The 14,331-nt window shown below is 64.2% G+C and carries 15 protein-coding genes; 5 read left to right on the forward strand and 10 right to left on the reverse strand.

Annotation, left to right across the window (positions count from 1 at the left end; all coding sequences use genetic code 11):
- Window positions 1-96 precede the first annotated feature (96 nt).
- Window positions 97-513: a cytidine deaminase gene (cdd, locus tag ACYVKM_RS00215; RefSeq protein WP_460874976.1), complete on the forward strand. Its 417-nt coding sequence runs from the start codon at window positions 97-99 to the stop codon at window positions 511-513.
- A gap of 17 nt (window positions 514-530) precedes the next feature.
- Here the strand turns inward: cdd and ACYVKM_RS00220 are convergent, their stop codons facing one another.
- A complete protein-coding gene (locus ACYVKM_RS00220) occupies window positions 531-2,240 on the reverse strand; it encodes a diguanylate cyclase (RefSeq protein ID WP_460874977.1) in 1,710 nt (569 codons plus the stop codon).
- A 151-nt stretch (window positions 2,241-2,391) separates the two neighbouring features.
- Here ACYVKM_RS00220 and ACYVKM_RS00225 point away from each other — a divergent pair, with 151 nt between their 5' ends.
- The 4 genes from ACYVKM_RS00225 to ACYVKM_RS00240 all read left to right on the forward strand — a co-directional run bounded on the left by ACYVKM_RS00225 (window position 2,392) and on the right by ACYVKM_RS00240 (window position 5,041).
- Window positions 2,392-2,961, forward strand: a complete 570-nt coding sequence (locus ACYVKM_RS00225) for a nitroreductase family protein (RefSeq protein ID WP_460876465.1) — start codon at window positions 2,392-2,394, stop codon at window positions 2,959-2,961.
- The gene (locus tag ACYVKM_RS00230) at window positions 2,949-3,863 is read left to right on the forward strand and encodes a 5'-3' exonuclease (RefSeq protein ID WP_460874978.1); all 915 of its coding nucleotides are present in this window, start codon (window positions 2,949-2,951) and stop codon (window positions 3,861-3,863) included. The genes ACYVKM_RS00225 and ACYVKM_RS00230 overlap by 13 nt, the downstream gene beginning before the upstream one ends.
- A gap of 72 nt (window positions 3,864-3,935) precedes the next feature.
- The gene (locus ACYVKM_RS00235; RefSeq protein ID WP_460874979.1) at window positions 3,936-4,520 is read left to right on the forward strand and encodes an NUDIX hydrolase; all 585 of its coding nucleotides are present in this window, start codon (window positions 3,936-3,938) and stop codon (window positions 4,518-4,520) included.
- A gap of 158 nt (window positions 4,521-4,678) precedes the next feature.
- A complete protein-coding gene (locus ACYVKM_RS00240; protein WP_460874980.1) occupies window positions 4,679-5,041 on the forward strand; it encodes a hypothetical protein in 363 nt (120 codons plus the stop codon).
- Window positions 5,042-5,251: 210 nt separating this feature from the next.
- Here ACYVKM_RS00240 and ACYVKM_RS00245 read toward each other — a convergent pair whose 3' ends face one another.
- The 9 genes from ACYVKM_RS00245 to ACYVKM_RS00285 form a co-directional block, all read right to left on the reverse strand.
- Window positions 5,252-5,551 carry an STAS domain-containing protein gene (locus tag ACYVKM_RS00245; RefSeq protein ID WP_460874981.1) on the reverse strand — a complete coding sequence of 100 codons (300 nt, stop codon included), beginning with the start codon at window positions 5,549-5,551 and terminating at the stop codon, window positions 5,252-5,254.
- Window positions 5,552-5,561: 10 nt separating this feature from the next.
- The gene (locus tag ACYVKM_RS00250; RefSeq protein WP_460874982.1) at window positions 5,562-6,749 is read right to left on the reverse strand and encodes a methyl-accepting chemotaxis protein; all 1,188 of its coding nucleotides are present in this window, start codon (window positions 6,747-6,749) and stop codon (window positions 5,562-5,564) included.
- Window positions 6,750-6,766: 17 nt separating this feature from the next.
- The gene (locus ACYVKM_RS00255; protein WP_460874983.1) at window positions 6,767-7,858 is read right to left on the reverse strand and encodes a protein-glutamate methylesterase/protein-glutamine glutaminase; all 1,092 of its coding nucleotides are present in this window, start codon (window positions 7,856-7,858) and stop codon (window positions 6,767-6,769) included.
- Window positions 7,859-7,944: 86 nt separating this feature from the next.
- Window positions 7,945-8,592, reverse strand: a complete 648-nt coding sequence (gene cheD, locus ACYVKM_RS00260; RefSeq protein WP_460874984.1) for a chemoreceptor glutamine deamidase CheD — start codon at window positions 8,590-8,592, stop codon at window positions 7,945-7,947.
- Window positions 8,592-9,455: a CheR family methyltransferase gene (locus ACYVKM_RS00265; RefSeq protein ID WP_460876467.1), complete on the reverse strand. Its 864-nt coding sequence runs from the start codon at window positions 9,453-9,455 to the stop codon at window positions 8,592-8,594. Before ACYVKM_RS00265 ends, cheD begins: the two co-directional genes overlap by 1 nt.
- 18 nt (window positions 9,456-9,473) lie before the next feature.
- Window positions 9,474-11,216 (reverse strand): methyl-accepting chemotaxis protein, encoded by a 1,743-nt coding sequence (locus ACYVKM_RS00270; RefSeq protein ID WP_460874985.1) that lies wholly within the window; start codon window positions 11,214-11,216, stop codon window positions 9,474-9,476.
- 13 nt (window positions 11,217-11,229) lie between these two features.
- The gene (locus tag ACYVKM_RS00275) at window positions 11,230-11,736 is read right to left on the reverse strand and encodes a chemotaxis protein CheW (RefSeq protein WP_460874986.1); all 507 of its coding nucleotides are present in this window, start codon (window positions 11,734-11,736) and stop codon (window positions 11,230-11,232) included.
- Between the two features lie 196 nt (window positions 11,737-11,932).
- Window positions 11,933-13,948 carry a chemotaxis protein CheA gene (locus tag ACYVKM_RS00280; protein WP_460874987.1) on the reverse strand — a complete coding sequence of 672 codons (2,016 nt, stop codon included), beginning with the start codon at window positions 13,946-13,948 and terminating at the stop codon, window positions 11,933-11,935.
- Between the two features lie 8 nt (window positions 13,949-13,956).
- A complete protein-coding gene (locus ACYVKM_RS00285; RefSeq protein ID WP_460874988.1) occupies window positions 13,957-14,319 on the reverse strand; it encodes a response regulator in 363 nt (120 codons plus the stop codon).
- Window positions 14,320-14,331: the final 12 nt, after the last annotated feature.

The following is a 14,331-nucleotide window of genomic DNA, read 5'->3' on the forward strand; positions in this document are numbered from 1 at the left end:
TTGGGGCAACGTTTTGATCCCACGTCACCCAAAAGAGTAAGCTGGCCCGCCGGCACAAGCGGCCCATGCCGCCCGGGGTCATCGCTGGAGATCCCGATGCCCGTATCACCCAACGCTTTCGATGACTTGCTGGCACTCGCACGTAGCGCGCGTGAACAGGCCTATGCGCCGTATTCGCACTTTCAGGTCGGTGCCGCGCTGCTGACTCGCGACGGTCGCCGCTTCGGCGGCTGCAATGTGGAGAACGCCGCCTACGGCCTGTGCAACTGTGCCGAACGTACCGCCCTGTTCGGCGCAGTCGCAGCCGGCTGTCGGCCCGGCGAATTCGCCGCACTGGCGGTGATCGCCGATACCGACGGCCCGGTCAGCCCCTGCGGCGCCTGCCGCCAGGTGATGGCCGAACTGTGCGGCGATGCCATGCCGGTACTGCTGGGCAACCTGCGCGGCGACGTGCAGGAAACCACCGTGGGAGCACTGTTGCCCGGATCTTTCAAGCTGCCGCTTACGGCGTGATATTCAGCGCGGCCGATTCAGGCGGTCGCGCCAAACGCCGGATAAACCGCAACGCAGTTGCGCCCACCCGACTTGGCTCGATACAGCGCAGCATCGGCCTGCTCGATCAGCTGCTCGGGCGAATCCTGCCCCGCCCCCCCGAAACCGGAGACACCCAGGCTGACGGTCAACCTGACCGTCTCGCCACCGGCCTGGAACGGATCGGACTCGACGCGGCGGCGTATGCGTTCACCGATAGCCTCTGCTTCCGGCCGCCCGGCATGGAGCAGCAACACCACGAACTCCTCGCCGCCCCAGCGCGCCAGAATGTCGCCCGGCCGCAGTTCGTACTGAATGCGTTCGGCGACGATTCGCAGGCAGGCGTCGCCGACAAGATGCCCGTGATGATCATTGACCACCTTGAAATGGTCGAGATCGAGAAAGATCAAGGACAGCGATTGTTGCGCCTGCCGTGCTGCAGTCAGCGCTTCGGCCATGCGTACCATCAAGGCGCGGCGGTTGTGCAGTCCGGTCAGCGCATCGTGCTGCGCCTCGTCGCGCGCGCGGTCGCGTTCACGACGTATTTGCAGCGTGGACACGCCCAATCCGAGTGTCAGTACCAGGCTGGACAACGACAACGATGCCGGCAGGACGAATTCAAGCCAGCCGGGCAGCGGGGTCGCCAGCAGCAATTGCGCGGCACGCAGCGCGGTGAACACCGATTGCGGACTCCATGCAAGCAAAAAGATGCCGGCCGCCACGCTGCCGCGGCGCCATGCCACGACTACCGAGAGGATCGCCACTGCGCCGCAGATCAGGAACAGCATGTTGCCGATATCCGGCTGCAGGCTGTTTCCGGCGTGAAAACTCATCGGCAGCAACGAGGTCAGCGTCAACACTACCCACGGCGCCCGCAACCCGGACAGCACGCGCGCAAAATGCGGCGCGATGCGCCGCATATCGCAGAACTCGATGAGAAACGACAGCGCGAATGGCGTACTCAGGGCCGCCACAAACCACAGTACACGGATGCCCAACGGTTCCAGCCATTGACTGCCTGGCAATAGATAAAGATCGCCGGTAGACACCAGCAGATAGAGAAACTGCGGCGCCAGGTAGCCGACAAAGAACCCGTACAGCTTCTCGCGCAAAGCCAGCCAGAGTGTCAGTCCGACCAGGATCATGGTGAGTTGCACGGCTTCGAAGAATGTCATCAACCGCGTCCAGCGGATATCGGCCGCCTGATAGACCTCCTCCGGATACACCTCGGCACTGAATGGCATGCGCTTGCTGGAAGCCGACACGCGGAGATAGATGCCCTGGGCGGCACCGAGATTTCGCGGCAGTTCGAAAACCAGCGCGCGACGCGAGAAACGCGGATCACGACCGCTTTGCGCGTGGTACTGGATCAGCGGCCGAAAGTCCGGCGCAGCGAACAGTGTCACCGGCTGAAAGCGTGCGCCCTGTATCACCAGCAATGGCGGGCTGCGTTCACGCCAGTCTGCCGTGAGCTGCAGGCGATACCAGCGCGCAACTCCCCTGTCGAAAACCAGCCCACCGAGCTGAACGGGCTTGAAAGCACCATCCAGTGCGCCCGCCGTCACGTTGGCGGCGACAGGATCAATCCCCGCCGGCAGCACAGCCGCACGCAAGCTCACGGCGCCGGACTCGGCATTGGCACGCGCAACTTCTGGTGGCGCGAAAGCCAGCAAGCTGAATGCGGCCAGGCAGATCAGCAATCGCTTCATGGGAAGCCCCCGGATGCCCGCATCGTACGCCCGATTTGTGGCACGCCAAAGTCCCGCCTGTACGCAAAACCAGGGAGAGGTGCTCCCGTACTGATCGCACAGCATTCGCTTGCCGGCTAGCATGGGCAAGTCCATCCATTCGGTCTACTCCATGCCCGGCTCGTTAACCCTGCTCCAGCAACGCCATTCCGTACCCTCGCGCCAGCTCGGCGAGCCGGCACCGGACGAAGCGACCCTGCATGCCCTGCTGGAGGCCGCGATCCGCGTCCCCGACCACGGCAAGCTGGCGCCGTTCCGGCTGATCCGCCTGCAGGGCGGGGCGAAACTGAAATTCGGAGAGCAGCTGACTTCCATCGCGATCCGCAACAGCCCTGACCTGTCCGAAGCCAAGCTGGAGAAGGAGCGTCTGCGCTATACCTTTGCCCCGCTGGTGATGGTGGTGGTCGCCTGCCTGCACGCCGACAGCAAGGTGCCCGAGATCGAGCAGAAACTCTGCGCCGGCAATGTGGCCTATAACATTCTTCTGGGCGCGTATGCGCTGGACTACGGTGCGCAGTGGCTGACCGGATGGGCGGCTTATGACCGCGAGGTTGCGGCGATCCTCGGACTGGCGGAACACGAGCACGTGGTCGGCTTCGTGCACCTGGGCACGCGGCAGATCGATGTGCCCGACCGCGATCGCCCGGTGCTGACCGACCTGCTGGGCACATGGACGCCGTGAACGCATCGGCGAATGGACTTCCAGCCGTCCATCTGGTCGACGGAAGCCTGTATGTGTTCCGGGCATGGCACTCGATGCCGGACGAGTTCTTCGACGCTGACGGCCATCCGGTCAATGCCGTGCACGGCTATACCCGTTTCCTGTGCGAACTGCTGGAACGCGCACAGCCCGATCACATTGCAGTGGCGTTCGACGCCTCGCTGACCAGCTCGTTTCGTAACACGATCTACCCGGCCTACAAGGCCAATCGCGAGCTGCCGCCGCCAGACCTCGAACGGCAGTTCGTGCAGTGCCGCGCCGTCACCGAGGCGCTCGGTATCCACGTGATGATCGATCACAGCTTCGAGGCCGACGACCTGATCGGCAGCACGGTGTGGCACCTGCGCGCGCAGGGCTGGCGCAGTGTGATCGTTTCCGCCGACAAGGATTTCGGCCAGTTGCTGGGCGAGCATGACGAGCAATGGGACTACGCCCGCAACCAGCGCTGGGGACCGGTCGGCGTGCACGAAAAGCTCGGCGTACACCCCCAGCAGGTGGCCGACTATCTCGCCCTGTGTGGCGATGCGGTGGACAATATTCCCGGCGTACCCGGCATCGGCGCGAAGACCGCCGCCGCCCTGCTCAGCCACTTCGGCAGCCTGGACAACCTGCTCGACCGCATCGACGAAGTAGCCTTCCTGCGCCTGCGCGGTGCTGCCACCTGTGCCGTGAAGCTGCGCGAACATGCCGAGCAGGCCCGGCTCTATCGCCGACTTACCCGCATCGCACTGGATGCGCCAGGCGCAACTACCATCGAGGCGCTGCTGCGCCGGCGCAACGAGCCCGGCACGTTCGACGCACTCTGCGAACAATTGCGTTTCGGTGCCTTCACCCGCAGCCGGCTGCGTGCCCTGTTGCGCTGATCGTGGCACGCCGGTTGTCGTCATCGCCGGGGCACGTCACCATGTGTGCTGTCTTCGGATCGGTGGCTGCCCATGAACAACCTCGCAAACCGCATTCCCGTCGACGCCGACGCTCCGGTGGAAACGTTGTACGAAGGCCGCTGGCTGAGCCTGCGCAAGCGCGGTCGCTGGGAATACGCCGAACGCAACAACCCCGGCGGCGCGGTGATCATCCTGGCGGTGACGCCGGACGACAAGGTGCTGTTCGTCGAGCAGTACCGTGTGTCGATCCTGCAGAACACCATCGAAATGCCGGCTGGCCTGGTCGGCGACATGGCCGGTCAGGCCGACGAAAGCGTACAGCTGGCCGCGCAGCGCGAACTGGAGGAGGAAACCGGTTACCGTTGCCGATGCGTCGACTTCGTCCACCGCGGTCCGTCGTCGTCCGGCATGAGTACCGAGATGATCGCGTTCGTGCGTGCCTGGGACCTGGAGAAGGTGGGTCCGGGCGGCGGTGACGAAACGGAAAACATCGTGGTACACGAAGTCCCGCGCCTCGAAGCGGGCACCTGGCTGTTCGCCCGCGCCGCGGAGGGCTATTCGATCGATCCGAAACTGTTTGCCGGATTGTGGTTCATCGAGCACGCCAGACCGGGCGATGGCCTAGACATGCACTGAACGGGTGCTGCGGGCATTGCCCGATTCGCAAGGCATCGCGGGAATTTCCGCGCGGGATCCAGAGCGCTCCTAAAGATATCGGCAGCCCTGCCGATCTTGAGGATGTCGGCCTACATCGGCTTCCCCGCTCGGCTCTTTGCATCGATGGATTCCTGCCCATGAAAACTCTGCTTGTCTCAGCCCTTTTGGTCCTCGCTCCGCTCGGCGCCCATGCCACCTGCGCCCCCACCGATTTCGAGATCAAGGATTTCAACACCGGGCATACCGGAGCTGGCGCGACGCTCAAACTCAGCCTCAGCGGCCAGCTGGTCAACAAATGCGCAGCGGCTTCGGCCGCGCAGATTCGTATCGAGGCAAAAGATGCCAGCGGCAATGTGCTGCAGACCAAGCAAGGCTGGCCTGCCGGCACCACGAACATCGCTCCGGGCCAGGCAGCCAGCTTCGACCTCGGCCGACAGTTCCGCTTCCAGCCGGAAATGGCCAGCTACAGCGTCACCGTAGTTGCCGTGCGTACCTGGTAAGCCGCAGGCAGCGCACCGGACAAACAAGGCTCCGCAAGGAGCCTTGTTGCTATCCGGCTTGCTTGTCCTGATCCAAATATCGGTGGACCACGACAGAGTGCGACCATCCGCAAGCCTGATCGGCGACCTGCCTCGTTACGCTCGAAACCCCGGACTCGACCCTGGATATGGCGCCGCACTGCGTACGCAAGGCGTACCGGCGCTGGCAGGTCAGTGCAATACGAACAGCTTGTCAAAACCTGCCACCCGCAAAGTGCTGCGCAACTCGCAGTCGGCATTGACGATGCGGATTTCGGCACGATCCGCGCCGGCATGTTCGCGCAGCAGCAGCAGCATGCCCAGCGCCGAGCTGTCCATGCTGGTCACACTGCCGAGATCGACGACATAACTGCGCGCGACGGCACCCTTGCCCAGACAGGCTTCGTGAAAATCGCGGTGAATGCTGAAGTCGAAGCGGTCGCCCAGTTGCAGGGTCAGGCAATCGTGTTCGCTGTCGTGATGGACGATCATGGCGTACTCCTCAAAACAATTCGATTTCGCCGGCATCCATCGTGCTCTGCAATGCCGGACCGCGTGAACGCAGACGCGCCTTCTCGCGCTGGATCGCCAGCCGGCTGCGCACCCGCTGGGCATGTTCGATCAGGGTATCCGCATCGACCGGGGCACAGGCCAGTTCGCCGATATCGTGGGTGCACTCGGCCACCACCTCCTGCAGCTCGACCAGTCGGGTACGCGTCTGCCGCAGCAGCTGGCTCAGGATGTCCTCGAACTGCAGCGAACGAATGGTGGTGGACACGTCGCTGCCGAGCCCACGGTTGATCTCGACCACCTGGTCGGCGACCGCACTGGTCCGCGCGTCGCTCTCGGTGACATGGGCCATCATTGCGTCGATGCCGCCCTTGGCCGACAACGCCACGTTCAGATCCTGCGAGGCCATGGTGCCGACCAGTCCGCGCAGCTGTTCCATGGAGATGCGTGCGCGCTCGACGTGGCTGCCGATCTGCTCGTTGAACTGGTTGGAATGGCTGGCCAGGTTGCGGATCTCGCCGGCGACCACCGCAAACCCGCGACCGGACTCGCCCGCGCGTGCCGCCTCGATGGCGGCGTTGAGCGCCAGCAGGTTGGTTTCCTCGGCGATCGTGTTGACGTTCTTCAGCAGGCCGAACACCGCATCCATTTCCCTTGCCATGCCGTCAATGCGATAGACGATACGCAGGCTCTCGCGCGACATCTGCACGATCATGCCGACAAAGTGCTGCAGCAGGTCACCGGTACGGGCGGCAAAATCCTGTATCGAAACGCCGCCGTTCTGCACGTCGATGATCTGCTTGAGCAGCGACTGCTGGAGTTCGGTCTTGCGCGACAGGCCGTCGAAGCCACCGCCCAGTTCGGACACTGCATCGCGCAGCAGATCCAGTCCCTGATGCAGCTCGCGGCTTGCATGACCGAGTTCATCAACCAGCGCACTGCGCACGTCCTCCAGCGCCTCGCGCACCGGCGCGGTGTTGTCGATCACCTCGACCGGTGCCACGGGCACGGCGTGGCGGCGACTCTCGACTATCCATGCTGCAGTGAGCGCAACCACCAGTACAGGCGCCAGCCAGTCCGGGTGCCACAGCAGCGCGCACACCAGCGCCACCGTACTGGCAAGCCAGCCGTACAGCGGCTTCTGAGCGGTGAAGCGAACAAGTTGAGCAATGGCAACCATGGGCCAGTATCCGTCGGTCAGGCGCGCAGGGCGCCATCGTGGGGTTGAAACGCGAGCTTGAGCAGGCGCTCGGCAATATGATCCAGCGGCAGCATTTCGCGTGCTGCGCCCAGCTTCCAGGCAGCACCGGGCATGCCCCATACCACCGAGCTGTCCTCGTCCTGTACCAGGGTGGCCGCACCGCCCTGCTGCAATTCGAGCAGGCCGCGCGCGCCGTCATCGCCCATGCCGGTCAGCAATACCGCAATGGCAGCGGCGCCGGCGCTGGCCGCCATCGAACGGAACAGCACGTCGACACTGGGTTTATGCCGGTTTACCGGCGGGCCGTCATGCAGCCGGCACACATAGCGGGCGCCGTCCCACATCATCAGCAGGTGGTGGCCACCCGGAGCAATGTAGGCGTGACCGGACTGGATCGGCTGGCCGTCGCGCGCTTCGCATACCCGCATCGCCGAACAGCGATCCATGCGCTCCGCAAACGGCCCGCTGAATGCGGCGGGGATGTGCTGGGTAACCAGGATCGGAGGCGCATCCGGCGGCATCGATTCGAGCACCACGCGCACCGCCTCGGTACCGCCCGTCGATGCACCGATGGCGATGATCGGGCTGCCGCCACGGGTACCCGCGGCCTGCACTCGCGGCAATACGGCATCGGCCGACAGCCGCGGTGGCACCTCAAGCTTGCGCACCACGGCACGCGCACGTGGCCGGGCCCTGGCAGCAAGTTTCACCTTGGCGCAGATCTCCTGCGCACCGTCGCCGAAGCTGTTGGCGAGGTCGCTGCTGGGTTTCGCGAAGAAATCCACCGCACCCAGTTCAAGCGCGCGCAAGGCAACTTCGGCCCCCTGTACGGTCAACGACGACACCATCACCACCGGCATCGGCCGCAGCCGCATCAGGTTCTCCAGAAAGGTGAGGCCGTCCATGCGGGGCATCTCGACATCCAGCGTGAGCACGTCCGGATCGAGCTGCTTGATCTTCTCGCGCGCGATCAACGGATCTGCCGCGGTGCCGACCACTTCAATCGCCGGATCGCAGGCAAGCATCGCCGTCAGCAGCTTTCGCACCAACGCCGAATCGTCGATCACCAGAACACGCACTCTTTCCATCACTGTCCATCTCGCCTTGCTGAAGCTTCCGGGCCACATCGCGTACCGCAGCCACCTCATCGAGGCCATGCTGCCGAAACTGTCCGCTAGAAAAGCTCGACCTCACCCTTTATCGGGTCATTTGCCAAACGCTTGAGGTAATTGCGCTCGCCTGCCACCAGCGCCAGATCGTCGTGGCGCCGCAGCAGCCGCACGCGCACCCTGCCGCTGAGCGGAAAGAACTGCACCTGCCGCGGGTAGACATCACCCAGATCCGATGCGCACAGGTTCAGCTTTTCGGTGGCGATGTAACGCTGCACGAAATCGATGTTGCGCTGACCGATGTCGGAAAGCTGCGCCAGCACACGGCCGCCGCCAAACACCTTGACCTGCAGCTCGCTCCGTTGGCCGCCTGCGCCGAGGATCGCGTTGATCAGCTGCTCCATGGCATCGCTGCCATAACGTGCCGCACGCCCCACGGTGGCGGACCAGCTGTCGCGCTCACCCAGCGGCTCGGGCAGCATGAAGTGATTCATGCCGCCAATGCCACGGCGATCATGGATGCAGACCGAGACGCAGGAACCGAGCACGGTGGTAATCAGCTCCTCCTGCGTACTGACGTAGAACTCGCCGGGCAGCACCTTTGCCATCACGCAGGACTGCGCCGGATCCCAGTAGCGTCGCACGTGCTCGAAGCCCGGCAGCGCCGGAGCGAAACCCGGGCTGTCGGGCCGTCTGAAATGCAGCAGGGTCATCAGCCAAGCTTCCGGTAAACCGTCCGGCCGATCAGCTCGAAGTCATCGTTGATGCCGTGCAACGATTCGGAGTGGCCAAGAAACAGATAGCCGCCCTTGGGCAGCAGCTCGGCATAGCGACGGAACAGCCGCTGCTTGGTCGGTTGATCGAAATAGATCACCACGTTGCGGCAGAAAATCGCATCGAACGGCCCGCGCATCGGCCACTCGTGCAGCAGGTTCAGCGGCTGGATCGCCACCAGCTCGCGCAAGCGCGGATGCACACAGGCCAATCCCTCGTATTCACCGGTGCCGCGCAGCATCCAGCGCCGGCAGCGCTCCGCGCTGATGCCGGCAAGCCGCTCCAGCGGGTACACGCCCCCGCGAGCGGTTTCCAGCGCCTGCGGTGACAGGTCGGTCGCCAGGATTCTGGCATCCAGCGCGCTGCCGTGCTGCTCGATCGCCTCGGCCAGCACCATCGCCAGCGCATAGGGCTCTTCGCCGGTGGAACAGCCGGCCGACCAGATGCGCAGGCGATCCCCCTCGCGACGCTTGTCATGCAGCCAGCGCGGCAGCAGTTCGTTGACCAGGAACTCGTAGTGATGCGCTTCGCGGAAGAACGCCGTGACGTTGGTGCTGATCGCGCTGGCCAGCTCGCCCAATTCGCTTAGCGGATCGCGCCGAAGCAATTCGCAGTAACTGCCGAAACTCTTCAGACCCAGCGCGCGCAGTCGACGCAACAGACGGCCCTGGACCAGCTGATGTTTGTGCTCACCCAGCGAAATGCCGCACTGCTCCAGCACAAAGCCGCGCAGGAACTGGAACTCGGCATTCCCCAGTACGGGCCCGTTGCTGCCGATGGCAGCCACGCCGTCGTTGAGCATGCCGATCGCGGCGTTCACTCAGAACTCCTTCCACACACCGGCCGCAGTGTCGGCCTCCGCCACCGCCCGTGCCGGCCGGACCGGTACCGACGGCGCATTGCGCACGGCAGCAAAAACAGCCTCGGCTTCGGCCGCCACGGCCCGCGCGCGCAATGGCGCAGGTTCCGCCACGGCCACGGCCTCATGCTCGTTCAGCTGAAAGAAGCCGACCTGGCGGGTAAGTTCGCCGGCCTGCTCCTGCATGGCGCGGGCGGCCGCCGCCGCTTCCTCGACCAGCGCAGCGTTCTGCTGGGTCATCTCGTCCATCTGCATCACGGCATTGTTGACCTGGTCGATGCCGGCCGATTGCTCCTGGCTGGCCGCGGCGATCTCGGCGACGATGTCGGTGACCTTCTTCACGCTCTCGACAATCTCGGCCAATGCCTTGCCCGACTGGTCGACCAGCTCCGAACCGCTGCGTACCTTCTCCGCGCTGTCTTCGATCAGCCCCTTGATCTCCTTCGCGGCGCCGGCGCTGCGCTGGGCCAGGCTGCGCACCTCGGTAGCCACGACCGCGAAGCCGCGGCCCTGTTCGCCGGCACGCGCAGCCTCCACCGCCGCATTCAGCGCCAGCAGATTGGTCTGGAACGCGATCTCCTGGATCAACCCCACGATGTCGGCGATCTTGCGGCTGGAAGTGTTGATGTCGCGCATCGCGACAATGGCCCGTCCCGCCACCTCGCCACCGCGCTCGGCCTGTTCGCGCGCCCCGCGCGCCAACTGGTTGGCATGGCTTGCGTTCTCCGCGTTCTGCTTGACGGTGGAGGTCATCTGCTCCATCGACGAAGCGGTCTCCTCCAGCGAAGAGGCCTGCTCCTGGGTGCGCTGGCTGAGATCGTCATTGCCGTGGGCAATCTGCTGTGCCGCCGTGCTGACGGCATCGGAGCCGCGGCGCACTTCGCCAACGGTAAGCGCCAGGCGGTCGTCCATCGCCCGGAACGCTTCCAGCAGGCGGCCAAGCTCGTCCTTGCGACGATTGACGATGCGGTGTCCCAGTTGTCCCTGCGAAATCGCATTGGCCACGCGCACGGCCCGATTGAGGGTGCCGACGATCGAGCGGATCAGGAAGAATGCCATCAGCACGGCCAGCAGCATGCCGGCGCCCAGCGCCCCGAATGTCATGATGCGGATGCGCTGATAGCTGGCCAGGCTCGATTCGTACTGCTGCCGGCTTTCCTCGATCTGCATGGTGATCAGCTTGTCCATTTCCGAACTCATGATCGCCACGTTCGGCAGCACATCGGAATACAGTTCGCCGCTTGCGTCATCATCAGCCTGATTCAGGGCATCCGTGATTTCCTTCATGGACGTTGCCACGTCGGCGCGGGCACTCTCGAACGCCGCCCACTGCTTCTTGACCGCAGGCGTCATGGCCGTGGCGTTCAGATCCTTCAGCAGCGCGGCATCTTTCGCCCCGGACTGGGCAATTTCGTCCAGCTTCTGCTTGACGATCGCCTTGTCGCCCTTGTGGAAGGCCGCTTCGCTCAGCGCAATGAAGTCGCTCAACGAATTGCGTGCAACTTGATTGATATCCGTCAGCGGAATCAGTTCATCGTGGTAGATCCGCCGTGCGCTCTCGTTCGCGCTGGCCATGCCACCAAGCCCGATCCACGCGCCCACCAGCAGCATCACGCACAACAGGCCTAGTACCCCGATCAGGCGCGCCTTGACGGTCAACGCTGACAGGCTGGTAACGCGAGCCATGAAAGTCTTCATCTTCATCTTGATTCCCGGGTCAGGCGGCAACTTCAACTTCCTGGACGGCCGGCAGGGCCGCATCCAGCGTTTCCACGTCCTCCGGACGCATGAGCTTTTCCACATCCAGCAGCATCACCATGCGTTCGGCATGGGTGGCAAGGCCTTTCAGATAACGGGTATCCACCACCGTGCCCATGTCGGGCACCGGGCTGATCGCCGCCTGATCGATGTCGACGACATCGGAAACACCATCCACCACGATGCCGAACAGGCGCTCGGCAATGGCGACGATGATCACCACCGTGGTATCGCCATAGCTTTCGCGCTCCAGTCCGAAGCGCAGGCGCAGATCCATGACCGGCACGATCGCTCCACGCAGATTCAATACGCCCAGCAGATAGACCGGCGTCTGGGGAATGCGGGTCACCCTGGACCAGCCGCGGATTTCGCGTACGGCCAGGATATCCACGCCATACTCCTCGCCCGCCAGGGTGAAGGTGAGCTGCTGCATGGGGGATGCCGCACCTTGATTGCTTTCGTGCATGGACTCTTGCCTCGTGACGGACGTCTGCTGACGCCTTGCTGCTCTATCTGTGTCGGCGCCGCCAGCGGAAACTTGAACAACTGCCGCGTGCCGATGTGTTGCCGTCGCGCAAGCAGCGGGCGCATCGCCCACGTGCGGCGGACAACGCAACTGCCAGCTGGGTATCGCCTGCCGCGGTGACAGGTGGTGTTGCCGATCAGGCTGCCTTGCTGCGCTGCCCCAGCCGCACCACACCGCCCACGTCGACAATCAGCGCGACCGAACCGTCGCTGAGAATGGTGGCGCCGGACACGCCCTGCACGCGGCGGTAATGGGCTTCGAGCGACTTGATCACGGCCTGTTGCTGGCCCAGCAGCTCATCGACCAGAAGGCCGACGCGCCGCCCGTCATCCTCCACGACCACCACGATGCCGCGCTCGACATCGGTCACTGCATCCGCACAGGCGAACGCCTGATGCAGCCTCACGATAGGCAGATAGGCATCGCGAAAATGGAACACCTCGCCACCGCTGGCGATCTTGCGCACCATCTCCGTGCGCAGTCGCAGCGACTCGACGATCGAGGTCAGCGGCACGATGTAACGCTCGGCACCGACCGCCGTGGCCAGGCCGTCAATGATCGCCAGGGTGAGCGGCAGGGCGATCGTGAACGTGCTGCCCTTGCCGCTGATGCTGCGCACGCCGACGCTGCCACCGAGATCGCGCACGTTGCGCCGCACGACATCCATGCCGACACCGCGGCCGGAAAGGTCGGTAGCCTTGGCTGCCGTGGAAAATCCCGGTTGGAAAATCAACTCGGCCACCTCGGCATCACTGAGTTCCTGGCCGGCGTCGATCAGGCCATTCTGCTGCGCCTTGGCGACGATCGCGGCATGGTTGAGGCCTGCACCGTCATCACTGATCTGCACCACGATGTTGCCGCCTTCGTGGTAGGCATTGAGCTTGAGCGTGCCGGTTTCGGACTTGCCGGCGATCCGGCGTTGCTCGGGCGACTCCAGTCCGTGGTCGATCGCATTGCGCACCAGGTGCACCAGCGGATCGCCGATCTTTTCAAGCACCGTCTTGTCCAACTCCGTGCCTTCGCCGTGCAACTCCAGCTTGACCCGCTTGTCGAGCTTGCGCTCCAGATCATGCACCAGCCGCGGAAACCGGTTGAACACCGAGCCGATCGGCAACATGCGGATGCGCATGACGCTTTCCTGCAATTCGCGCGTGGTGCGTTCAAGCTGTACCAACCCTTCGCGCAGCCGCTCCAGTTGCGACACGTCGAATGTCTCGCCGATTTCGCTGAGCATCGACTGGGTGATCACCAGCTCGCCCATCATGTTGATCAGCGCATCGACCTTGTCGATGCCTACGCGGATCGAGCTGCCTTCGCTGGATGCGGCCGGTGTTTCGCGAACCTGGCGTGGTGCGGCGACGGATTGCACTTGTGCCGCAGCAGATGCAGTCGGCAGCGACTCATTCATGGCCATCGCGATGACGCTGGCTGCCGGTGCCTTGACCAGCGGCTTGATCACCAGCTCGCAATCACCGTCGAGCCAGTCGAACACCGCGTCGATATCGCCGCGCGCAATGGCTCCATGCAGACGCAGATCCCAGCCCAGATAGCACTTCGTGGGGTCGAGTGCGACCAGCTGTGCCGGCGCGCCATCGACAATGTACGCACGCACCACTTCCAGCCGGCCCAGTTGCTGCAGTTCCCGGAACAGTCGCAGCGGGTCGTTGCCGGTCTGCAGCAGATGCGGCAGGGCGACAAACCCGATTTCCCAACCGTCGGCGGCAGCCTTCGGCGTGGCGACCGCGGCCCTTTCGGCGGCCTTGCCACCGACCAGCCGCACCAGCTCGGCACGCAACGATTCGCTCTCGGCATCGGCCGCCGGCTCGGCATGGCGCGAACGACCAAGCATGGCGCGCAGGCAGTCGACCGAACGCAGCAGCAGTTCGATCAGTCCGGTTTCCACCGCGCGCCGTTCGCTGCGGACTTCCTCCAGCAACGACTCGGCCACATGGGTGAATGCGGCCACGTCGGTAAAGCCGAAGGTGGCCGCACCGCCCTTGATGGAGTGCGCGGCACGGAAGATCGTATGGACCAGCTCGGTATCGGCCGACCCCGAATCCAGTGCCAGCAGGGCCGCTTCCATCGCATCGAGCCCTTCCAGACTTTCCTCGAAGAAAGTCTTGTGGAATTGAGTCAGGTCGACTGCGCTCATGGTTGTCCTCAGCCCAGCACGCGCTTGACGGTCGCCAGCAGCTGCTCCGGATCGAACGGCTTGACCAGCCAGCCGGTAGCGCCGGCAGCCTTGCCTTCCATTTTCTTCTCGGTATGCGATTCGGTGGTCAGCATCAGGATCGGCACACCCTTGTACGCATCCAGCGTGCGCAGCTCGCGCACCATCGCAATGCCGTCCATCACCGGCATGTTGACGTCGGCCAGTACCAGATCGAACGTGCCGGTGCGGGCCGCATCCAGCGCCAGCTGGCCGTTCTCGGCCCCAGTCACCTCATGCCCTGCTCCACGCAGAGTGAAGGCCACCATGTCGCGCATCGAAGTCGAGTCGTCTACCGCAAGAATCTTTGCCATGCTTCCACCTCG

This window comes from Rhodanobacter koreensis, from assembly GCF_054782855.1.